Below are 22,580 nucleotides of genomic sequence, written 5' to 3'. Positions count from 1 at the left end.
TTCACGGTAGTTTGACTCTGTCTATCCGCCAAATCATCTGATTTTTATGGCATTTATTTTGCGTAGTCATAGCGTGTTCAATTACGGCAATCAGTATGACCTCGGGCAAAATATCCCAAACAGTATCCCATCTTTCATTCAACCGTTTACTCGGTGAAACCAGTGGTGCCTTTGCCGACTTAGGCACTTTTTTGCCTTTGGTGTTGGGGCTAATTGCCCTCAATCAATTTTCACCCCAAGGAATTTTCCTAGGCTTTGGGCTATTCGCTATCTTAAGCGCGCTGTTTTACCGTCGCCCTATTCCCGTACAACCGATGAAAGTCATCGCCGCACTGATAATCGCCCAAGGCTTGACGCCAGGTATGTTGCAGGCAAGCGCCATGTTGATGGGCATTATCCTGTTAATTCTGGCCTTTAGCGGCGCCATCACTTGGCTGGCCAAACAGTTATCCCAAGCTGTAAGTGTGGGCATTCAACTCGCTATCGGTCTGCAACTGATGTGGATGGGCACTAAGATGATGAGTGAGTTTTGGTTAATTGGCGTCGGGGCTTTTGTATTGCTTTTTATCAGTAAATTTTTGCCGCTGCGCTACCTTGCCATGCCCTTAGTCATAGCGGCTGGGATGATTTGGCAGGCAAGTACTCAAACGGATTTAGCCACTAATCTTGATATCCAAACCATGACAGCGCCGTTTCAATTGACTTGGCCGACATCTGTTGAGTGGACCTCTGCCGCCCTTTTGTTGGTTTTGCCACAACTGGCATTAACCTTAACCAATGCGGTCATTGCCACTTCTGTAATGGCGCAGGAGAAATTCCCTGAAGATGCCGCCAAACTCACACCCAAAAACTTCGCTATTAGCTCAGGTCTTGCCAACTTACTGCTCGCGCCCTTTGGCGCCTCGGCCATGTGCCACGGTGCGGGTGGGCTTGCGGTGCAATACCATTTTGGCGCCCGCACTTATCTGGCGCCGTTAATTTTTGGTAGTACCTGTTTAGTGATCGCGCTGTGCTGGGGCAGTCATATCGCTTGGCTACTAAGCCTTATTCCTATGGCAATCCTCGGCAGTTTACTGACCACTGCTGGGCTGCAACTGGCGTGGTCGAAACGCTTAATCGATGGCAAGCCCTTCTGTATCTTTGTGATTTTATCCACAGCCGTCACTTGCCTTGCCATCAATGCCGCAGCAGGGCTCGCAGTGGGGATCATTCTGGAGCAAGGTCGCCGAACTTGGGCCATGTTGGCCATGCGTTAATCGCTTCCAACCCGCTGTTATAAGGGTTAAAAATACAAAAGCGCGTTTAATTACGCGCTTTTTGTTAAAGATTAAAACCACTTCAAACTGTCATCAACGCGAGTAACTGGCTAAAAGGTTCTTGCAGGATTGAGCGCCGTATCCTTCTGCTTCTGCGCCAGCGCCAATTTAGCCGAACACAAGGGTGAAGTGCGCCTCGCCTTCAGATATCGGTCGCAGTCAGATCCGTGCTTGGATCGATGTGGCGCAGGATGTGACCGAATGCAGACTCAACCTAGTGTTAACCGATAAAATCGCACCGCCGATCCCACTGCAATTGGTATCTCTACAAACCGATTACCCTAGCCATAAGATACGGCGCACCATAGCGTTTTTAGTGGAAAAACTCGGTCAATTCGCCCAAGACTATCCACTGCCCTAATGCAATTGATCTGCAGCTAAGTGGAACTATACACATTAGCCTTTAGGTAAGACCACTGTCACCAAACAACCCTGTTGCCACGGCAATAAGGCTTGCGTGGATTGCTGGCAGTTTTCGATTTGAATGCTGCCATGATGGCGACTGACCACATCCTTGCAGATAGCTAAACCTAGGCCTAAGCCCGCATCTTTGGTTGAGGCAAAAGATGCCATTAACTCACTCGCCTGCCCTTGTAACCCTTCGCCATTATCAATCACTAATACTTTGATTTCATGCGGTTGAAAATAGATATCGATCCATAACTGCCGCACGCGGTTATCGCCGCAGGTCTCTAGCGCATCTAAACTATTTTTCACAAGATTGACCCACATTTGACTTAAGCCAACGCTATCCCCCATCAGCTCAAAGGGCTCGCCCTGCACTCGCACATTCACTTGCACATTAGCCCGATCTAACTCGCGCCGCAGTAAAGCTAACGCCTCCTTCACCACCAGCACGATATCTAAAGGCTCAGTCTTGGCCTGACGCCGCTTGAGTAAACCGCGAATACGGTGCACAACCGCACCCGCGCGAATCGACTGCGCATTAATTTTCCCAAGCACATCATAAAGTTCGGGATTATCTTGCCCAAGCCTTTCCAGTTGCAGCATGGCGCCTTCGCTGTATTGGGTAATGGCAGCTATGGGTTGATTGAGTTCATGGGCAAGGCCAGCGCCAATTTCCCCCAGAATTGCCGCGCTTTGCAATCGCTCAAGCTGCAATGCCTTATCCTTTAATTGCCGCTCAGTATTGAGTAAGAACTCGCTTTTCTGGCGAAACTTATATTCGAGCCAGAGGTGATAAATAGTCGAAATAATGAAGATTAATAGCAGCACACCGCCCCACTCTTTATTTTTCGCCATCCATTTGTATACAGTTTGATAGAGTGGCGGCGACGCACCTTGCAGTTGTAATTCCTTAAATAACTCAATCACTTTCAACTGGCTGACTGGCGCCGTCCAGCCCAAGGTATCGGCGGTAATGGCAGCGACATGGTCGGCGGGTAAATCAAATAAGGCGCGGGTGATCGCCATCGTCAGCTTAGGGGCAACCGTATCCGCCGCGGCGAATGACCAGTTGGGGTATAACTGAGTGCTCACCTCACAATCATATCCTGCCGGTTTAGTCGGGTGGATCACCCGATAATCGGCCTGATTAACAAGACCCGTTGCGATCATTTCCTCTAAGGTGCAAAAAGGCGCGATGGCGGCATCGGCGCTGCCGTCACGGACTTGATAGACAAGCGGCTCCAATGGAAAACCGAGAAAGCGCACTTGCCCAAAAAACTGTTCGGGTAAAAAGCCCATTTTATGAAGTAACCCCATGGCCGCCTGATACCCGCCTAATGCCTGCGGATCACTGGCGACCACATTGCGCCCGCGCAAATCCTGCAGAGTGCGGATAGGGCTATCGGCGCGGACAATAATAGTCGCGCCTATGGTAAAAGTGCTGCCCTGATGCTTGCGGCTCTTCATCGTCGCGAGCCAAGACAGCGGGAAGTTATTGCTTAGATGTAGATATTGCCCAGGGTTGGTGACGATAAACTGCAAATCATGGCCGAGTAACTGACTACGCATACCATTAAAGTCGACGGGCACCACTTCAAAATGGCTATTGGGCACTTGTTCAGTCAGGTAATCCATCATAGGTTGCCAACGCTGCTTGGCCTGTAACACACCGTGGTTGGCCAACACTCCGACTCTAAAGTGGTTCACCTCCGGCACGTCATCGGCATAGGACTGACTGAGCACAATGACACTTAGGCATAATCCCATCACTACCGCTTTACACCAAGAGCCCGTCGTCATCACCGCTATTACCTTGCCTTATATGCTATTAAACGACTTTAACTCGCAGATAAAAATCAAGCTGTGAAATGCCGCCAAACTCTGGTTTCTACCCTAAGATAATCGGCTAATTTAGTGATGCACCTCCCAAGACCTAGGCTTAAAATTGAGCCAAGCACAGACGCGGCTTAAGCTGATATGGCGATCCCGCACCCACATGCCCATAAGGAAATCCATGTTTACAAAATTGCCGCTGTATTTAGTCGATGACGATGAAGCGATTCTGGATTCGCTGGGTTTTATGCTCGGGCAATTTGGCTACCAAGTGCAAACCTTCAACAGCGGCCGCGACTTCCTTGCGCACTGTGCATTATCGCAAGCAGGCTGCGTGATTTTAGATAGCCGAATGCCGGAGATCACCGGCCAAGAAGTGCAGCAAAAACTGCTCGAAACCCACAGTCCGCTTGGCGTCATCTTTCTCACTGGCCACGGCGACTTACCTATGGCGCTGAGCGCCTTTCGTAAGGGAGCCTGCGACTTTTTTCAAAAACCTGTGTCCGGCAAGGCATTAGTACAAGCGATAGAAAAAGCACAGCGTGAAAGCCAGGCGGCCTTCGAGCAGCAAAGTCTGCAACATAAGTTTGACCAACTGACCGAGCGCGAACAGCAAGTGTTAGCCCATGTGATCCAAGGCATGACCAATAAGCAAATCTCGGAAGCCATGTTTTTATCCCTGCGCACGATTGAAGTACACCGCGCAAAAATCATGAAAAAACTCGAAGTGAATAATATGGCAGAGCTAGTGCAACACTTAGGCAATCTACATTCTGTTTTATAAGCCAATGACCCATAGTCGCTAAACAATCGCGACGCCTTCTCGCCACGCATAAGGATTTAACCGTTAAACCCTTTTTACCCAGACCATTCAAGATACCGTAACTACACAGTTTTCATCCTGCCTGCGACAAGCTGTCGCAGTTTGTGCATTTGGCTTTGTTAAATATCGTATCAGCCCGCACAATCGCGCCATAGGTTCCTTCCTTTGTGCCCCGCAGGCGCTCAAGAAATCCACTGCTTTTTGAACCTCCACCCGAGGGTAACTATGCCCTCGGGGATTTTTTATCCCACCCGCGAATGCCTTACTCCGAGATAACAACCAAAGTGGAAATGGAACGATCCAGTTCTAGCTCCGTCTGCAAAGCAGTTATATACTTCCCAACCATCTCAAATAATAAGAATCATGGAAGAGCGAATGTTCAAACCTTTAATATTACTCAGTTTTAGCACCTTAGCCTTGACATGCATGAGTGGCTGCGTTGGGCCGCTTAATTCAAAATGTGATACAAATTCCCCCTACAGCAAACAAGAATGCAATGCAGCCGACGCCGCAGTTTATGTTGCAGCCGCCATATTAGAAGGCCCAGATAAAGGTCAAACGTGTAACGATATGTCGGGCAAAGCAAAACAGGACTGCCTAGCTCAACAACAAGCACTGAAAGAATCATTAGAGAAACACGCTCGAAAATAGCATTAAGGAAGATGAATGAAAGCCTCCATTTTTATTGCCGCGACCCTCGACGGCTATATCGCCACTCCCGATGGGGATATCGACTTTTTAAATCAGCATCCCAGTACTAATCCCGATGAAGACTTTGGTTATCATGCCTTTATCGGCACTGTCGATGCGATTGTAATGGGACGTAAAAGCTTTGAGAAAGTCCTCTCCTTCGATTGTGATTGGCCCTATATGAATATCCCAGTGTTTGTATTAAGTCGCAGCGGTGTAACAGTACCGTCGGCGTTAAGTGAGCACGTGCAAGTGCTAAATGGCGATGCAGCAAGCATTAGCGAGCAACTTAAAACCCATGGCTTTAAGCATCTCTATATCGATGGCGGCCAAACAATCCAAGGCTTTTTAGCGGCAGGGCTAATTCAGGAACTCACGCTCACTCGCATCCCCACTTTACTGGGTAAAGGTATTCCCCTCTTTGGCGACTTAGCTCAAGCGATTCAATTAATGCCAATCCACACGCAGCAATATGACAATGGCTACGTACAAACCCGCTACTGCGTCATAGACGAAACCGCTTTATAAGTCGTTTACCTGCGGCCGATGACATTGAAGGGTAAGGCAATGACTTGTCATTTTACCCTTCGTTTTATAGCTCAAAGCGTCAATATCACCATAATTTAAACTGTTCAATATGCTGCCTATAATGGCCGAAGCTAAATCAGCCGTTCACCCCTTCCGCAGTAAGCGCTTATTTTTGCAGCCAAAGGTGCGCGAAAGATCGCAAACTCCTTTGGCTTTTCTCGCTATAACTTGAATTATTGTCATCTATCCCCATATCTACTCCATCATCCACCGCATGATTTGTCATTGCGGGCCAGAGAAGAGGATTCATTGTGACCACTATCGTATCAGTACGCCGTAATAATCAAGTTGTCATCGCCGGCGATGGCCAAGTCTCCCTAGGCAATACCGTAATGAAAGGTAACGCCAAAAAAGTGCGTCGCTTATATCACAACAAGGTACTGGCAGGTTTTGCAGGCGGCACCGCCGATGCTTTCACCCTATTCGAGCGTTTCGAAGCCAAACTCGAAATGCACCAAGGCCACTTATTGCGCTCGGCCGTTGAGCTAGCCAAAGATTGGCGTACCGACCGTATGCTGCGCAAACTCGAAGCCCTGCTCGTCGTGGCAGATGCCGAAACCTCGCTGATCATTACAGGTAACGGTGATGTCGTTCAGCCAGAACACGACTTAGTCGCCATTGGTTCAGGCGGCAACTATGCCCAAGCGGCGGCCCTTGCGTTATTGCAAAATACCGAGCTGTCTGCCTTAGAAATCGCTGAAAAATCCCTGACCATTGCCGCGGATATCTGCGTATTCACCAATCAATTCAAAACGATTGAAGAACTCAATTACTAAACAGCCCGTGAGGAATATTATGTCTGAAATGACCCCCCGTGAGATTGTCCACGAGCTGGATGCACACATTATTGGCCAACAAAAGGCCAAACGTTCTGTTGCTGTCGCCCTGCGTAATCGCTGGCGCCGGATGCAACTGGACGTGGATTTCCGTCAAGAAGTCACCCCAAAAAACATCCTGATGATTGGCCCTACTGGCGTAGGTAAAACTGAAATTGCCCGCCGTTTAGCCAAGCTTGCCAACGCGCCTTTTATCAAGGTCGAAGCCACTAAATACACTGAAGTGGGTTATGTCGGTAAAGAAGTCGAGCAAATCATCCGCGACTTGACCGATATCGCCATCAAGCTGACCCGTGAACAGCAAATGGGTAAGTGCCGCCAACGCGCCGAAGAAAATGCCGAAGAGCGCATTCTCGATGCCCTGTTGCCTAAGCCGAAAAACGACTGGGAAAGCACAGAAACCGATTCCAGCTCAAATACCCGCCAAGTGTTCCGCAAGAAGCTGCGCGAAGGCCAATTAGACGATAAAGAAATCGATATCGATGTGGCACAACCACAGGTCGGCGTCGAAATCATGTCGCCTCCTGGCATGGAAGAAATGACCAACCAGCTGCAAAGCCTATTTAAAAACATGGGCCAAGCACCGGCAAAACGTCGCAAGATGAAGATCAAAGAAGCCTTTAAGCTATTGATCGAAGAAGAAGCGGCCAAACTGGTTAATCAAGAAGATTTAAAAGAGCAAGCCATTGAAATGGTTGAGCAACACGGCATAGTTTTCCTCGACGAAATCGATAAAATCTGTAAGCGCGGCGAAACCTCAGGCCCAGACGTTTCCCGTGAAGGCGTGCAACGTGACTTACTGCCGCTGATCGAAGGCTGCACTGTCACCACTAAACACGGCATGGTTAAAACCGACCACATTCTGTTTATTGCCTCGGGCGCATTCCAGATGTCGAAACCGTCGGATTTAATTCCTGAATTACAGGGTCGTTTGCCGATCCGTGTTGAGTTAGATGCACTATCAGCCAATGATTTTAAACGCATTCTGACCGAGCCACACGCCTCGCTGACCGAGCAATATATCGCACTGATGAACACAGAAGGCGTGAAAGTTGAATTCAGCGAATCGGGTATCGACAGCATTGCAAAAGCCGCATGGCAAGTGAACGAACGCACCGAAAACATCGGCGCCCGTCGTTTACACACTGTGATGGAAAAACTGATGGAAGATATCTCCTACGAGGCATCGGAAAAATCGGGCTCCGCCTTTGTTATCGACGCCGACTATGTCAGCGCCCACTTAGACAACTTAGTCCAAGACGAAGATCTCAGCCGCTTTATCCTCTAGTGCAAACCCGCTCACCGCCAAGCCCAAACGACTTGGCGGTGAACGGCGACTCAAATGCAAAAGTGTGACTCAACCGAAAAGTCGACTCCAAACGCTAGGCGACCCTAGCTTACCCTTTGTATCCTTGGCCGCCAGCGGTTACATTAGTCAGGTGTTATTTTAATGAGTCGTTATCCTATCCTTAGCATTTTCTTGGTAGCCAACCTATGACCACAGCAACGCCGAATGTCACCGATATTAAACTGAAACGTAAATCACGCATTCTAGAAGTCAGTTTCGACAATGGTGAGCAATATCAACTCAGCTGCGAGATGCTCAGAGTCTACTCGCCCTCGGCAGAAGTGCATGGTCACGGTAATCCAAAGCTGGTCACCCACAAGAAAAACGTCAACATCAGTGCCATAGAACCCGTCGGTAACTACGCAGTAAAAATCGTCTTCGATGACGGCCACGACACAGGCCTATTTTCGTGGAAAGTACTCTACGATCTCGCCACCCACCAAGTGGATCTATGGGAAAAATACCTCGCCCGCCTACGCGCCGAAAAAGCCTCCCGCGAACCGCTGATCGCAATGAATATAAAGTACAACTAATGCATTAGGTTGGCTGGCGCTATTTCGAATTAAAGTCGTGGGGCTTCACCCCACACCCGACCAAGGAGGACTGCTCGTCCTATCCTCCTTGGATGCTCCAAGACGCCCCCAACGGAGTTGAAAGCCCCTTGGGCATCTAGCGTTCTTATGCTATCGCGTCAGACGCTCGTCCCTGATTCGACTGACGCTATCTCGGCATGGCAAGACTCACGCAATTTATTCCAACGCTCCGCGGCAACTTCGCAGGGGAAGGTGAACTTCTGTAACTTACGTGTTGGCTGCAAATACCAAGAGAGTCATCGGTATTGCAAAATTTAACAATGGGTGTCTAGATAAACTTAGTGGCTAACCCCGAAGTGATCATATAAGTCAAGTTTTGCTGTTACTACACATAACCACAAACTAGAACATCTTATCCTGTACCGTCACGGTTCTTGCTTGATTAGTATAGTGCTCTCTCGTCAATTTTAAAAAATCTTTTGGTGACTTCAGAGCTTCTTCTAAAACACCATTGGCAACCAAGCTTTGATAGAGAGCAACAGAGTGTGCTTGGCAGTTGATGGATTTTTCTGGGTTAAACTCAATATCTGTAAAACCATCAAAACTTCTAACTTGCTCGCTCAGAACTGAATTTTGAACAAGAGCATTTATGTACAACCAATCATAGAAAAAGGTTCTAGGTTCGTTTGGATAGTCAATACCAAAGAATTGGAATTTTACTAAATTTCCAGATTCTTTCAGTCTTATATCTCTCTTTGCTGATAGGGAGTCTTGTAAGAAAAGTTCAACGTACGGCCCACCTCTCTCAAAAACTTTACTCCCTTGAAACGCAGATTCTACTGTGAATGTCCTTTTATGCTTTTTAGTAGTGATCTTCAGATTGAAAGCACTTAACGCCACACCAAGGTCACATTCTGATTTACTAGATATTTCTAAAAGATTCTCGTAACCATGATGCATAGCCTCTCTATGAAGAGATTGAATTGACTTTTGCTTCTGCGAGACAGCAAAGCCTGAGTGCCACTTGAAATCAATAAGACTTTCTCGAACCCCTACTCGATCATGTAAAGCTATGAATACGGGTCTTTTAGCCATTGTAATGTATCCGTTGATAATCTCTTCTAGACAGGTATACCTGGTTTTCAGCATGCACCCTAGTTTGTCTGCTACCAACAACAGTTTGATACTGTGCTTGCGCCGCCTCAGAGGTGAAAACGATTCCAAATATTCTATCAGGGGGAATTGTACCTCTGACAAGTATTTCACCCTGTACGTCTGTAGGATCATTTAAATTTAAGTGTTGGTCTTCCCGAGACGCATGCCCCGGAATCTGTTCAAACATTGCTCTAAAAGATGCTGGTGTGCGGAGCGCATCTTCAGTCATACGCGTTATCACACTAGAAGCTGCGTTCGTCAGGCAAAATAAGGCATCTTGCTCCAACAATACCGTCGCAGTCACAGCCAAAACACACCAGTCTCCTTGAGGATTTTCTCTTCTTAGCTTGTTACGGTATTTAAAGAACATAGCATCATTTGGGTGATGGACAGACATAGACACAGTATCAGTATGTCTATCTAACCTATGTTCATCATTACACCTAGCTGTTTCGTCCAATTCATCTCGTGGCCTTAGTCCATGCATTAAGATACTCTGCAAATTGTCTAATTGGGTAAAATGCAAAAGAATATCAATCCCGCGTTCGGTAAGTATCCTTCGAATCTCTTCTTCTCTATCCATAACAACAAGCTCCAACCATGCATCTTAAGCTAGCAAGATAGTACATCAAACCTTTACAATCAAAAAGTTAAAAGATAATAGTGAAAGATAGGAACGGCATTAACAGCCTATACCGAGACTACAGAAGTTCACCTCCCCTGCGAAGTTGCTGAAGGGCGTTGAAGACTCTTTATTAAAAGGATAGCGCGTGACGCAGACAGGACGTCTGCGTAGCTTTCGGGGGGAAGGGACGCCCCATCGGAAGCGTTAGCGATTTTCGAATAAGCACGAAGCCAGTAACTAATGCATGTAACTTCGCTAGGGGTGTAGTGGCACACTAATATTGGCCACCTAAATAGAGGTGATATTATTACCTCGTAGATGACTTTAGGTGAACACATGAGATCGACAACCAGAAAAACATTTAGTGCTGAATTCAAACTTGAAGCAGCCCAATTAGTCCTCGATAAAAACCATAGTATCATCGAAGCTGCAAAGGCGATGAACGTAGGTAAGTCCACTATGGATAAATGGGTGAGACAGTTAAAACTAGAACGCCAGGGTGGCACACCAAAAGCATCTCCGATTACCCCTGAACAAATTGAAATCCGTGAGCTGAAGAAGCAAATAGCTCGTCTTGAGGAGCACAATCTTATCCTAAAAAAGGCTACCGCTCTCTTGATGTCAGACTCGATGAACAATTTACGCTAATCAGCGCACTCAAGCAGAGCCACTCTATTCTCACAATTTGTAATGCATTCAAAGTGCATCGAAGTAGCTATAAGTATTGGCTAAAAAGAAAAGAACATATTGATGCAGACTTTACTATTTTATGCAGTGAAGTGAAGGCCGCACATCGCATTAGTCATGGCTCTGCCGGTGCGCGAACGATAGCGCAATTAGTGACTAACAAAGGGATTGGTCTCAGTCGTTATCGAGCCCGTAATCTAATGAAAAAGCTTGGGTTATTAAGCTGTCAGCAGCCTAAGCATTCTTATCGGAAAGCGACACAAGAGCATGTTGCAATCCCCAATACGCTTAATCGACAGTTTGCAGTAACTCAACCAGATCAAGTGTGGTGTGGCGACGTGACGTATGTTTGGGTCGGTAATCGCTGGGCCTATCTAGCCGTTGTTTTAGACTTATTTTCCCGCAAACCTGTTGGATGGGCTTTGTCATTATCACCAGATAGTGAGCTGACCTGTAAAGCTTTGAAAATGGCATTTGAGTTAAGGGGTAAGCCTGAGAATGTGATATATCACAGCGATCAAGGTTCACATTACACGAGCTTGAAATTCAGACAATTAATATGGCGTCTTCAGATTGAGCAAAGTATGAGTCGTCGCGGGAATTGTTGGGATAACGCACCAATGGAGCGTTTCTTTAGAAGTTTGAAATCTGAGTGGATACCCGCCAGTGGTTATGGGAATTTTACAGAAGCAGATAAAGAGATCACAAATTACATCACTGGATATTACAGTGAGACCAGACCCCATCAATATAATGGTGGGTTAACGCCAAATGAGTCAGAACGTTTATATTGGAATGACTCTAAAACCGTGGCCAATTTTACTTGACCACTACACTGCGTCATGGAGAATCCAAGGAGGATAGGACGAGCAGTCCTCCTTGGTCGGGTGTGGGGTGAAGCCCCACGACTTTGACTTTGCTTTGAAAGCGATAAAACCAAGTTTAGATAAACCTCCTTGTCGAAATCACGACAAATACCCAGCCTTGTGATCCTCACTGCAACCCAATTCGTAATGTCCAACAATCTCCCATCGCGAAATGCTTAACCGCGAAAGTCATTCAACGAGTTCACTTAATGCAATTACAGCAATTCCAAACAGTCAGGTTAATTTTAGGCGATCAACTCAATGCCCAGCATTCTTGGTTTAACCGTGTTGATGATCAAGTGCTGTATGTGATTGCAGAACTGCACCAAGAAAACACTTATGTAACCCATCATGTGCAAAAGATATGCGCCTTCTTTGCGGCAATGGCGCAATTTGCCCAAGAGCTACGGGCGCAAGGGCATCAAGTGCTCTATCTCACCCTTGATGACACCTTCAATAACACTCAGGGCTATAGCGATCTACTGGGGCTCATTCAACATCAAGTGACACAGGTTGGCGCGATCAAGTTTGAATACCAAAGGCCAGATGAATACCGCCTACTTGAGCAATTGAGTCAGCTTAAGCTCAACACTGCCGTGGTGAACTGTGTCGATACAGAACATTTTATCTTGCCATTTGACGAAATCGATACGCAGTTCCCCGTCGGCAAACACATTATGATGGAGCACTTTTATCGCCGTATGCGTAAACGCTTCAACATCTTGATGCAAGAAGGAAAACCACTCGGCGGACAATGGAACTTTGATGCCAGCAACCGTCAGAAGCTTAAAACTCAGGATATAAAAGTCTTGCCTGAGCCATTAATGTTTAGCCTCGATGTAACTGAAATTCTCGCTAGGCTTGAGCGTCACCAAATCCCGACCATGGGTCGCATTGATGCGCCATTGCTGTGGCCGATAAACCGTGCGCAAAGCCTCGAACTATTGGCGTATTTTTGTCAGGTTTGCTTGCCATCCTTTGGCCGCTTTCAAGATGCCATGACAGCGCAACATCATGCCAAGTGGAGCTTGTACCATAGTCGACTATCATTCAGCCTTAACAGCAAATTAATCAGCCCGTTAGAAGTCATCAATGCGGCCATCGAGAGCTATCAGACCAATGCTGAAATTGATATCGCCCAAGTCGAAGGATTTGTGCGGCAGATATTAGGTTGGCGAGAATACGTTCGCGGCATTTACTGGGCCAATATGCCGCAGTACGCCAGCACTAACGCGCTCAATGCCCATGGGACGCTGCCCGATTATTTTTGGCATGGCGACACTAAGATGAACTGCATGCGACAAGCGTTATTCCAATCATTAGATTTTGCCTACGCCCATCATATCCAGCGCTTAATGGTGATCGGCAATTTCTGTTTATTAACCGAAATCGAGCCAAATCAAGTCGATGAGTGGTATTTAGGCGTGTATGTTGATGCCATCGAATGGGTTGAAATGCCCAACACTCGCGGCATGGCATTGTTTGCCGACGGCGGTATTGTCGGCACTAAACCCTACGCCGCCAGCGGTTCCTACATCAATAAAATGAGTGATTACTGCAGCGGCTGTCATTACAAGATAAAAGAGCGCAGCGGCGCACTTGCCTGCCCGTTCAATAGCTTTTATTGGCGCTTTATGGACAAACACCGCGCGCGATTGTCGCAGAACCCCAGGATCGGCATGCTGTACCAGACTTGGGACAAGATGGACGAGTCCGCAAGGCACGCCATATTAGCCACAGCCGAACACAACCTCGTTCATCTAAACCGTTTGTAGTGGAGAATTTGCTATGAAAGTACTTATCGTCGGTGGGAGTGGGGGTATTGGCCAAGCTATGGTTAAGCAAGTCCAAGAGACATATCCCGACGCCACAGTGCACGCCACCTACAGGCATCATCTTCCACAAGACAGGCAGAATAATATCCAATGGCATGCGTTAGATGTGACCAATGAGGCCGAGATTAAACTGCTGAGTGAACAACTCACTGAATTAGATTGGCTGATTAACTGTGTCGGGATTTTGCACACCCAAGATAAAGGGCCAGAAAAAAGCCTACAGTCACTGGATATCGACTTTTTCCAGCACAATTTAACGCTCAATACCCTGCCCAGTGTCATGCTGGCTAAACACTTCTGCCATGCCTTAAAACAAAGTAGATCGGCAAGGTTTGCCGTGATATCGGCGAAAGTCGGCAGCATTTCCGATAATAGATTAGGTGGTTGGTACAGCTATCGCGCCTCAAAAGCTGCGCTGAATATGTTTCTCAAAACACTGTCGATTGAGTGGCAGCGGAACATGAAACACTGCGTGGTGTTATCCCTGCATCCGGGCACCACTGATACGCCATTGTCTCAGCCCTTTCAACAGAGTGTGCCTCAAGGCAAACTGTTTACACCTGAGTATGTCGCCAACTGCTTACTGCCGATCATTGCCAATACCACTCCCGCACAAACAGGGTGCTTTTTCGCCTACGATGGCACTGAGTTACCTTGGTGAAATAAGCTGAACAGTGAGCCAAGTCGCGCGATGCGAACGGGCTCTTGCAAAATGCATTTTTCAAAATGAATCCGGCAAAGCTATGGATCTTTGCCCTTAAAAAAGGGTTATGCCCAAAAGCACCGCTAATCCTTAAATCTACCCACTTAAAAATCACCCACCTAGAAATTACCCGCTTAACATCACCAACAACTCCAACCTAAACCAATGAAAATTCATCAATAAAGTACTTTTTACAACTCACAAAGCCCGCCATTTGACTAGGCTAAATCGCTATTACCCAAAAGTCCTAATTCAAATTTAAAAGCACCTAAATGAATGCTGAAGATAGTTCCTTTGTACGATTGTTAACACTTTTACATTTAAATAACATCTAAGGTCTTGCGGTTATTCACGCTTTACACAGAATAAAAATCTGAGAATTTCCGCCTGAGCAACAGCTCATTCTATTCGGCCATGGCAGAGGGATGCCGACGACCCTGTAGAAATTACAATAAAAAAACGCTCGCCCGAGCCAGTTAAGCAGTATGGCATTCCAACGTTAATGACAAACGGAAAAAGGATTTTAAGCATGATGCTAAACAAAAAACTGTCGCTACTCTTCATTGCTGTGTCGGCCACGTTAGGCACATCAGCATTTGCTGCTGATGTTATCGATGTCGGCACACTCAGAAGCGCGTCTTCAAGCAATAACTTGGTGTCTCAGTTCAACTTAGACGCAGGTAGCCAACTCAAAGTCGAGAAAAAACTCGACCTAGGTCAAGGCAAGCAGAAACAACGTTTACAACAATATTTCCATGACGTGCCTGTTTATGGTTTCTCTGTTGCAACGTCACAATCGAGCATGGGCTTCTACAGCGACATGTCTGGCCGCGTATTAAAAAATATTGAAAAGTCGGCTGATTTTGTCAAACCCACTTTAACGGCTAACAAAGCGTTAGACATTGCCATTCGTGGCAAGTCTGAGAAAGCTGTTGCCGGCCTAAAAGCTGAAAACAAACAAGCAAAATTATGGCTTTACCTTGATGATGCGGCTAAAACTCGCCTCGTTTATGTGACGTCTTTTGTGGTATATGGCGATGAGCCAAGCCGTCCATTCACTATGATTGACGCACACTCAGGTGAAGTGCTCAAGCGTTGGGAAGGGATTAACCACGCCGCGAGCGGTACAGGTCCAGGCGGTAACATTAAGACTGGCCAATACGAATACGGGACGGATTTTTCTTACTTAGACGTTGAAGTGAGCGGTGACACCTGCACCATGAACTCACCTAACGTGAAAACCGTTAACTTAAACGGTGCCACATCAGGCGCAACAGCCTTCTCTTATACTTGCCCACGCAATACAGTTAAAGAGATCAACGGTGCTTACTCGCCATTAAACGATGCGCACTATTTTGGTAACGTGATCTACAACATGTATAGCGAGTGGTACAACACTGCGCCGTTAACTTTCCAGTTAACTATGCGGGTTCACTACAGCAGCAACTACGAAAACGCCTTCTGGGACGGCAGTGCTATGACCTTCGGTGATGGCGCAACGACCTTCTATCCATTAGTGAGCTTAGATGTCTCGGCACACGAAGTGAGCCATGGTTTCACTGAACAAAACTCAGGTCTGATTTACGATGCTCAATCTGGTGGCATGAACGAAGCTTTCTCAGATATGGCGGGTGAAGCTGCTGAATTTTACATGCACGGCACGAACGACTGGTTAGTCGGCGCAGATATCTTTAAAGGCAATGGCGCACTGCGTTACATGGCAGATCCAACCTTAGACGGTATCTCAATCGGCAATATCGACGATTACTATGATGGCATCGACGTACACCACAGTTCAGGTGTCTTCAACAAAGCCTTCTACACACTCGCAAACTTACCGGGCTGGGATACACGCACTGCATTCCAAACATTTGTGGTCGCTAACCAATTATATTGGACAGCTGACAGCTTGTTCTGGCAAGGCGCTTGTGGCGTTAAATCTGCAGCGACTGACTTAGGCTTAAGTGCTGACGATGTGGTTACTGCGTTTGCCGCTGTGGGTATCACACCTTGTGAAACGCCACCACCACCGCCACCACCAGAAGCCACTGAGCTCGCGAACGGTGTTGCAGTGACAGGTTTAGCGGGTGCATCTGGTAGCAAACAATACTACAAACTCGACGTAGCGAGCGGTGCAACCAACCTGAGCTTTAATATGTCAGGCGGCACGGGTGATGCGGACATGTATGTTAAATTCGGCCAAGCTCCTACCTCTAGTAGCTATGATTGCCGTCCATACAAAGCCGGTAATGCCGAAAGCTGCCCTATCGATCCAGCCCAAACAGGAACTTATTGGGTCATGGTCAGTGGCTATAGCAGCTACACAGGTGTGAGCCTAGTGGGTGCTTATGACGGTGGCGATGAGATACCAAATCAAGATCCAACAGCGGGCTTTACGGCAAGCTTTGCCAACGGTAACGGTAGCTTCACTAGCACCAGTACTGACAGCGATGGTGATGTCGTTGCATGGAGCTGGAGTTTCGGTGATGGCACGACTGCTTCAGGCGCAAGTGTAAATCATCAGTATGCTCAGTCAGGCAACTACACAGTGACACTGACAGTGACTGACAACGATGGCGCAACAGCAAGCACTTCTGAAGAATTTGCAGTTGAAGTACCAGAAGTGGCGTTAGAAATGACAGTGAAAAACGCTAACAAATCTCGTCGCGGTAGCATTCGTGTTGCACTCGCATGGGAAGGCCATAACGCTGATGAGTACACTATCTTCCGTAACGGCGTTGCGGTAGGTACTTCAAGCAATTCATCGTTTATTGACCGTTTCACCGACCTAGCTGGCACTAGCTTCAGCTATAAAGTGTGTGAAACTAACGGCCCTTGCTCAAACGAAGAAACCGTTAACTTTTAATCGCATAAGATAATCGTATCGTGGCGCTAGCGTAAAATCCTAGTGCCAATTTATCGATAAACTTCTCGTTTCTTGTTAATGCCACTCAGCCTTTTTTGAGTGGCATTTTTTATGCGCAAATGCGGTGCACTAAGCCAGCCTCAATCCCGTCAGCATCCTTATGTCATGTGCTTGAGTCAGCTTCACTGGCCAGCATGCGAGAATAAAGCGTTACTTCAAATATCCACTTTCACCCACAGGCTTCTTGAGCAACTTACGTTGTAAGGTGCGGCGATGCATTCCGAGTTGGCGAGCGGTGGCGGACACATTGCCTTGGTTAGCATTGAGTACTTGCTGAATATGTTCCCACTCCAAACGCTTAGGATTAAGGGGCGAGTCATCGATTTCATCTTCTTGAAGTGTATGAGAATGCCCTTCCATTTCCAGCGCGGCGAGTAAGGTTTGGGTATCGACAGGTTTAGCTAAATAATTATCGGCGCCGAGGCGAATCGCTTCCACCGCAGTGGCGATACTGGCATAACCGGTGAGCAACACCATGGTCACCTTAGGCAGCAGGTTACGTAGCGGCACAATTAGCCCTAGGCCGTTAGCTTCGGCCAGCTTCATGTCCAACAAAATGTGGCTAGGGCGAAACTCCCGCGCCACCAGCAGAGCATCACTGGCATCATGGGTTAGGCGGCACTCAAAACCGTGGCGCGTGAGCCGTCGGCCTAAAATACTCGCCAAAGAAAGGTCATCCTCGACGATTAACAAACGTTTCATGATCTGACTCCGTCAGCGGCCTTAGTGCTGGGCGATAACGATGCCGCTTTGTCCTTTAGAATCGTAAAGCGAATTTGTGCCACAGTACCGCCTTGGGGATGATTGGCCAGAATTAATTCTGCGCCCAAACGCTCTAGGCTGGCATGACTGAGTAGCAGCGCAACACCTAACCCCTTGGGACTCTCAATTAATAAGGTGCCCAATTGCGGCAATAAAGAGGGCGCGATACCAGCGCCATAATCGCGGATCTGCAAGTAGATCTGAGCTTCACTTGGCGCGATATCTAAGCTGATATCCACCTGCGGCGCACCTAGAGTTTCGACACTGGCGCGGGCGGCATTTTCAATCAAAGCCATGATGGCAGGTGTTAGACTCATATCGGTCAGAATGCTTTGCTCTGCCAGTTGCTCAGGCGCACAGGTAAACAGCCAGTTCAGTTCGGTCTGCGGCATGAGCAGTAAGGTTTTCTGCTTTAAACCGTCCACCAGCTCAGCGATCTTTTGTGGCCGCTGGCGGCGATCGCGGATCGACTCCGTCGCCAATCGCAGCTCGGTGAGCGTATGTTCACATCGGCCTAACGCAGTCTCCATCTCGATAACCGTTATCGAAGTGCCGCTCATATCTTCTTTGACTTCATCGAGTAACAACCTCAGGCTTGAGAGCGGCGTAGCCAGTTGATGCGCCATCTGCGCCGATGCCGTGCCTAGGGCCAAGAGTTGTTCCTGACGTAATTGTCCTTCGCGCATATAAGCTAACAGTGCGTCTTGGCGGCGCATACGTTTAGTAATCAGCGCCACGCTGGTTGTCATCACCAAAGCTGAAATCACAAAATTAAACCACATGCCTAAATAGTGGGAACTCATGTCCATACCGTGGTGCTGCATGGGAGATTCGGGCACAGTAAAAATCATCAAGCTATAAGCAAGAGTTGAAATAGCCGTCAGCGCCCAAGGCGCCCAGATTGGCAAAGTCACAGCCGCAAGTGCAATCGGCAACAGTAATAACGAGATAAACGCATTAGTCGCGCCGCCGGAAAAGTGCAGCCAAGAGATCCAAAATAGTGTGTCTAAACTGAGCGCGATAAAGAGGCCACGCTCCTTGGCAAACAAAGGTTTACGTAAGGCTAATGTGAGTGACAGGTATAACACCTCCAGCACTAACACATGCACTAACGGCTCCATTTGCAGGCTAAGACCAAAAGTATCGGCGGCAAACATGGTTAAGCCAATTTGCAGCAGCAATCCTAAGGTTCGCAGTAATGCGACTTGGTCGGCGGCCTGTAGACTGGTCCCTAAGATCTTAGCCATAGCCATTCCTACAGAGTGAGTCCGAGTGCGGCCAGTGCACCACTCGATTGTGCTAATGCTTGGCGCACGCCAGTGGCAAAATCAATGTCGGAGCAAATACCGAGCGCCGCGAAACGTGCACAACTCAAGCTACAGTCCCTTGGCCGTTTGGCATTATCCGTCGGTGTCGACTCAGGCGTTAAGTGCGCCGTACTGAGTTGGAGAATATCCCCTAAGGTCAGCAGCATCTGATACTTAGTCATGGTCTCTGCGGCGCTAAAGTGATAAATCCCCTGCACGATAGGCGCTTCAATATGTTGTGCAATCATCTTATCTATGGCTTGGGCAATATCGGCGGTCGAGGTTGGACTACGGACCGCCCAATGATCGACCCCCTGAGCCCGACGATCAATCAATTGGTTAACCAGCACTAACACAGCAGATTCACTCAGTTTCTCGACTTGGCCGTAAAGGATTGGCAAGCGCAGCACAGCAAAATCAGCACGAGTGTTGAGCACGATTTCTTCACCCTTTAGCTTAGATTCACCATAAAAATTAACCGGATGAGTGGCGGCATCTTCGGTGTACTTAGGCTGAGTGCCATCGAACACATAGTCGGTGGAGATATAGATAAGCCAAGCATTATTGGCCTTAGCTGCCATAGCGAGGGCTTGGCTGGCGGTTAAGTTAAGTGCCAGTGCCGCCTGCGGATTTTGCTCCGACACATCGGGGCGACGCTCGGCGGCGCAGTGCACTATGACTTGCGGTTGTTCGCGGGCGATAAATGCCTCGACAGCCAAAGGGGCAGTCAGATCGAGTTTATGCACTCGCTCACTCGCGCGGCTAAAACCTGTAGCCACAACCTCATGCCCCGTTAATTCAAGCTGTTTTACAACAGCTCGGCCGAGTAGCCCAGTCGCGCCTGTTACCATGATCTTAGCCATATTGCCCCATTCAGTTTCAACTCATGTGTATGGCTGACAATTCTAAAAGCTTTTCATATTCAACGCACTTGTTTACTCTTTTAAACCAAACTTACTTAGGGTTAACTCACTTGAGATTAACCTAAGCACCAATAGGCTGAATTTGAGTCCGACACTTCCTCTGATATTGGCAGGCCCTATGTTGCGCCACTGCGATGCCACACACTTTACCCTGTGGTTTGTGAGTCGTGAGCCATTAACTGAGCTTACGTTGCGCCTAGGTGAACAGGAGTTTCCGTTGCAGGATGCCGAAGTGCATTATGTGCCACTCGGGCAGCACGCCCATCAATATCTGATCATGCTGTCGCGACCAGAATTACTCACGCCGAATCGAGTCATGAGCTACCAAGTGTCCGCCGCCCAACATGGGGATATTTTTGCCAGCATCAGTCAGCTGAACTATGGCGATGCCTCAACGCCAAGTGTGCGTTTTACTCCAGAATTAACCCAAGTATTTCATGGTTCTTGCCGCAATCCGCATCACCACAGTGACGATGCGCTCGTCGCCGCCGATACCCATTTAGCCCAAATAATCGACACGGGTGTAGCGGACGATCGCCCCGCACTTATCGTGATGAGTGGCGATCAGGTTTATATCGATGATGTGGCTGGACCCATGTTAAACGCCATAGGACAAGTCATCGACTTGCTTGGCCTTCAGCATGAGCAATTTGAAGGGGCGAACATAGCCAGTAGTGAAGCGCTGCATTATCAGCCCGCTGATTTATATCAGCGCCATAAAAATCTGCTGCCACACACTCAATATCCAGCAAAAACCGCGCTATGGCGTTGGTATCGCAATCACCCGATTTTCACTTCCTCCATAGCCGAAAATCATCTCGTCAGTCTGAATGAAATCATCGCCTTGTATTTACTCACTTGGTCACCTGAACTGTGGGAATTAGTCAATATTCCCAAGGATGTCGATGGCTTAACACCCGCGAATAGCGCCCGCTGGCAAAATGAGTGGCAACACTTGCTCGGCTTTAAAGCTGGGCTGACGCAGGTGAGGCGCTTTATGGCGCACATTCCCGTTTATATGATGTTTGATGATCACGATGTTACCGACGACTGGAACCTGACCGCTAAATGGGAACTCGCAGCCTACGAGCATGCATTTTCAAAACGCATTATTGGTAATGCACTAATTGGCTATACCTTGTTCCAAGGACTTGGCAATGCACCCGATAAATTTACCGATGAAATCCGCCCGCTGCTCGATGCCTTTTTTGCACAGCCACAGAGTGAAAGTCAGGATCTGCTCATCGAAGAATTACTCAAATTTGAGCAATGGCATTACACCTTAGCGACCTCACCCAAACTTGTGGTGCTCGACACCCGCACTCGCCGCTGGCGCAGCGAATCCAATCTCGCAAAACCGTCCGGCTTAATGGATTGGGAGGCGTTAATGGATTTGCAGCAAGAGTTGCTCGGCCAGTCTAAGGTCATTATCGTCTCGCCTGCACCTATGTTTGGGGTAAAATTGATTGAGGCGATACAGCGCACTGCCACGCTGATGGGCGCTTCTTTGTTGGTGGACGCCGAAAACTGGATGGCCCACCCCGGTGCCGCCAACGCACTACTGAGTATTTTTATGCACCGTAAAACCCCTGAAGAATTTGTGATCCTCTCCGGCGATGTGCATTACTCCTTTAGTTACGACATAAGTATTCGCTTTAGGCGCAGCAGCCCTAACATCTACCAAATCACCTGCAGCGGCATTAAAAATCACTTCCCCGAGAAGCTGTTACCGATTTTCGATAAACTCAATGGCTGGCTTTACGGCCACTTTTCACCGCTTAACTTACTGACGAAACGAAAACGCATGTCGCTGCGCGGCAGAAGACCGAATGGTGCACCGAGCAAACGTTTAGTGAATAAAAGCGGTATTGGGATTTTGGAACTTGCGGATGATGGTGCGCCGACAAAAATTGCGGTTTTACATGGCGATATGAGTGAAACCTTGTTCGAACCACCCAAACAGGAATAACAGCTTAAACAGGTTTATGATGTTTAACCGTTTCAGGTTGAGTGGCACCCGAACCCGAATCCAGCGGCGGAAGATTTTTAGATAAAGCCTCATCGGTATCGACATTCTTCGGCTGGGCTTGATTGAAAATCAACGCCTCTGGCTGCGGCTTATTCGCCGGCTTTTCATGCACCATTTGGTCCCAAATCACTTTCGAGTCTTGGTCCACATCATCAGCCTCAATGACCGATGCTGCAGACGAACTCGGTTTCTTTGGTTCAATCACCGCAGCCCCCTTGCGGATCTCTGCGGCAATATCTTTTAAATAAGGTTGTTTCGTCCAGTCGCCATAAAACATGGCCGCCACTAATACCGCAGCGCAAAGTAAGATAGAGATCATCGCAGATTTGGTCATAATGGACTTCCTTCAAACAATCGTAATATGGCTCCCTATGGCAGAGACTCAGA

At 47.9% G+C, this 22,580-nt stretch carries 20 protein-coding genes; 13 read left to right on the top strand and 7 right to left on the bottom strand.

Annotated features, from left to right (window positions below; translation table 11 throughout):
- Nucleotides 1-95 precede the first annotated feature (95 nt).
- Together AC5YB3_RS14325 and AC5YB3_RS14320 are read left to right on the top strand one after the other, a co-directional pair.
- Entirely contained in the window at nt 96-1,256 is a 1,161-nt protein-coding gene (locus AC5YB3_RS14325; protein ID WP_494525570.1) for a putative sulfate/molybdate transporter, read from the top strand.
- Between the two features lie 184 nt (nt 1,257-1,440).
- Nucleotides 1,441-1,677 carry a hypothetical protein gene (locus AC5YB3_RS14320; protein ID WP_494525569.1) on the top strand — a complete coding sequence of 79 codons (237 nt, stop codon included), beginning with the start codon at nt 1,441-1,443 and terminating at the stop codon, nt 1,675-1,677.
- A 35-nt stretch (nt 1,678-1,712) separates the two neighbouring features.
- On the opposite strand, the gene AC5YB3_RS14315 is transcribed toward AC5YB3_RS14320, so the two are convergent.
- Complete coding sequence (locus AC5YB3_RS14315) at nt 1,713-3,524, bottom strand: sensor histidine kinase (RefSeq protein ID WP_494525568.1); 1,812 nt, start codon at nt 3,522-3,524, stop codon at nt 1,713-1,715.
- 214 nt (nt 3,525-3,738) lie between these two features.
- Between AC5YB3_RS14315 and AC5YB3_RS14310 the strand changes: the two genes are divergently transcribed.
- The 6 genes from AC5YB3_RS14310 (at nt 3,739) to AC5YB3_RS14285 (ending at nt 8,375) form a co-directional block, all read left to right on the top strand.
- Nucleotides 3,739-4,341, top strand: coding sequence for a response regulator transcription factor (locus AC5YB3_RS14310; RefSeq protein ID WP_494525567.1), 603 nt, complete (start codon nt 3,739-3,741; stop codon nt 4,339-4,341).
- A 414-nt stretch (nt 4,342-4,755) separates the two neighbouring features.
- A complete protein-coding gene (locus tag AC5YB3_RS14305) occupies nt 4,756-5,031 on the top strand; it encodes a hypothetical protein (RefSeq protein WP_014620884.1) in 276 nt (91 codons plus the stop codon).
- A 15-nt stretch (nt 5,032-5,046) separates the two neighbouring features.
- Nucleotides 5,047-5,598 (top strand): dihydrofolate reductase family protein, encoded by a 552-nt coding sequence (locus tag AC5YB3_RS14300; RefSeq protein WP_494525566.1) that lies wholly within the window; start codon nt 5,047-5,049, stop codon nt 5,596-5,598.
- Nucleotides 5,599-5,909: 311 nt separating this feature from the next.
- Nucleotides 5,910-6,434 carry an ATP-dependent protease subunit HslV gene (hslV, locus tag AC5YB3_RS14295; RefSeq protein WP_006083300.1) on the top strand — a complete coding sequence of 175 codons (525 nt, stop codon included), beginning with the start codon at nt 5,910-5,912 and terminating at the stop codon, nt 6,432-6,434.
- Nucleotides 6,435-6,453: 19 nt separating this feature from the next.
- Nucleotides 6,454-7,782, top strand: coding sequence for an ATP-dependent protease ATPase subunit HslU (gene hslU, locus AC5YB3_RS14290; RefSeq protein WP_006083301.1), 1,329 nt, complete (start codon nt 6,454-6,456; stop codon nt 7,780-7,782).
- A gap of 206 nt (nt 7,783-7,988) precedes the next feature.
- Nucleotides 7,989-8,375, top strand: coding sequence for a gamma-butyrobetaine hydroxylase family protein (locus AC5YB3_RS14285; protein WP_071938738.1), 387 nt, complete (start codon nt 7,989-7,991; stop codon nt 8,373-8,375).
- Nucleotides 8,376-8,777: 402 nt separating this feature from the next.
- On the opposite strand, the gene AC5YB3_RS14280 is transcribed toward AC5YB3_RS14285, so the two are convergent.
- Nucleotides 8,778-9,470: a DarT1-associated NADAR antitoxin family protein gene (locus AC5YB3_RS14280; protein WP_494525565.1), complete on the bottom strand. Its 693-nt coding sequence runs from the start codon at nt 9,468-9,470 to the stop codon at nt 8,778-8,780.
- Entirely contained in the window at nt 9,463-10,113 is a 651-nt protein-coding gene (locus AC5YB3_RS14275) for a DarT ssDNA thymidine ADP-ribosyltransferase family protein (protein ID WP_494525564.1), read from the bottom strand. Before AC5YB3_RS14275 ends, AC5YB3_RS14280 begins: the two co-directional genes overlap by 8 nt.
- A gap of 378 nt (nt 10,114-10,491) precedes the next feature.
- Between AC5YB3_RS14275 and AC5YB3_RS14270 the strand changes: the two genes are divergently transcribed.
- The 4 genes from AC5YB3_RS14270 (at nt 10,492) to AC5YB3_RS14255 (ending at nt 17,112) form a co-directional block, all read left to right on the top strand.
- Nucleotides 10,492-11,669 (top strand): IS3-like element ISSba5 family transposase gene (locus AC5YB3_RS14270; protein ID WP_086010626.1). Its coding sequence is split into 2 segments (ribosomal slippage): nt 10,492-10,750 and nt 10,750-11,669, totalling 1,179 coding nucleotides; the frame shifts between segments, so codons are not numbered across the junction.
- A 248-nt stretch (nt 11,670-11,917) separates the two neighbouring features.
- Nucleotides 11,918-13,483, top strand: a complete 1,566-nt coding sequence (locus AC5YB3_RS14265; RefSeq protein ID WP_494525563.1) for a cryptochrome/photolyase family protein — start codon at nt 11,918-11,920, stop codon at nt 13,481-13,483.
- A gap of 13 nt (nt 13,484-13,496) precedes the next feature.
- Nucleotides 13,497-14,204: an SDR family oxidoreductase gene (locus AC5YB3_RS14260; RefSeq protein ID WP_494525562.1), complete on the top strand. Its 708-nt coding sequence runs from the start codon at nt 13,497-13,499 to the stop codon at nt 14,202-14,204.
- A gap of 571 nt (nt 14,205-14,775) precedes the next feature.
- A complete protein-coding gene (locus AC5YB3_RS14255; RefSeq protein ID WP_494525561.1) occupies nt 14,776-17,112 on the top strand; it encodes a M4 family metallopeptidase in 2,337 nt (778 codons plus the stop codon).
- 210 nt (nt 17,113-17,322) lie between these two features.
- Here the strand turns inward: AC5YB3_RS14255 and AC5YB3_RS14250 are convergent, their stop codons facing one another.
- From AC5YB3_RS14250 to AC5YB3_RS14240, 3 genes are read right to left on the bottom strand one after another with little or no spacing between them, the layout of a single operon-like run.
- Nucleotides 17,323-17,874 carry a response regulator transcription factor gene (locus AC5YB3_RS14250; RefSeq protein ID WP_494525560.1) on the bottom strand — a complete coding sequence of 184 codons (552 nt, stop codon included), beginning with the start codon at nt 17,872-17,874 and terminating at the stop codon, nt 17,323-17,325.
- Nucleotides 17,871-19,181: a sensor histidine kinase gene (locus AC5YB3_RS14245; protein ID WP_494525559.1), complete on the bottom strand. Its 1,311-nt coding sequence runs from the start codon at nt 19,179-19,181 to the stop codon at nt 17,871-17,873. Before AC5YB3_RS14245 ends, AC5YB3_RS14250 begins: the two co-directional genes overlap by 4 nt.
- An 8-nt stretch (nt 19,182-19,189) precedes the next feature.
- Entirely contained in the window at nt 19,190-20,104 is a 915-nt protein-coding gene (locus AC5YB3_RS14240; RefSeq protein ID WP_494525558.1) for a dTDP-4-dehydrorhamnose reductase family protein, read from the bottom strand.
- 178 nt (nt 20,105-20,282) lie between these two features.
- On the opposite strand from AC5YB3_RS14240, the gene AC5YB3_RS14235 reads away from it, so the two are divergent.
- On the top strand, nt 20,283-22,133 hold the full coding sequence (locus tag AC5YB3_RS14235) for an alkaline phosphatase D family protein (RefSeq protein WP_494527191.1): 1,851 nt from the start codon (nt 20,283-20,285) through the stop codon (nt 22,131-22,133).
- Between the two features lie 4 nt (nt 22,134-22,137).
- Here AC5YB3_RS14235 and AC5YB3_RS14230 read toward each other — a convergent pair whose 3' ends face one another.
- The gene (locus AC5YB3_RS14230; protein WP_446445007.1) at nt 22,138-22,527 is read right to left on the bottom strand and encodes a hypothetical protein; all 390 of its coding nucleotides are present in this window, start codon (nt 22,525-22,527) and stop codon (nt 22,138-22,140) included.
- Between the last annotated feature and the right edge of the window lie 53 nt (nt 22,528-22,580).

Source organism: Shewanella sp. 1311, assembly GCF_059338235.1.
The sequence above is the reverse complement of the archived record's forward strand: the minus strand, read 5'-3'. Positions and strand labels throughout refer to the sequence as shown.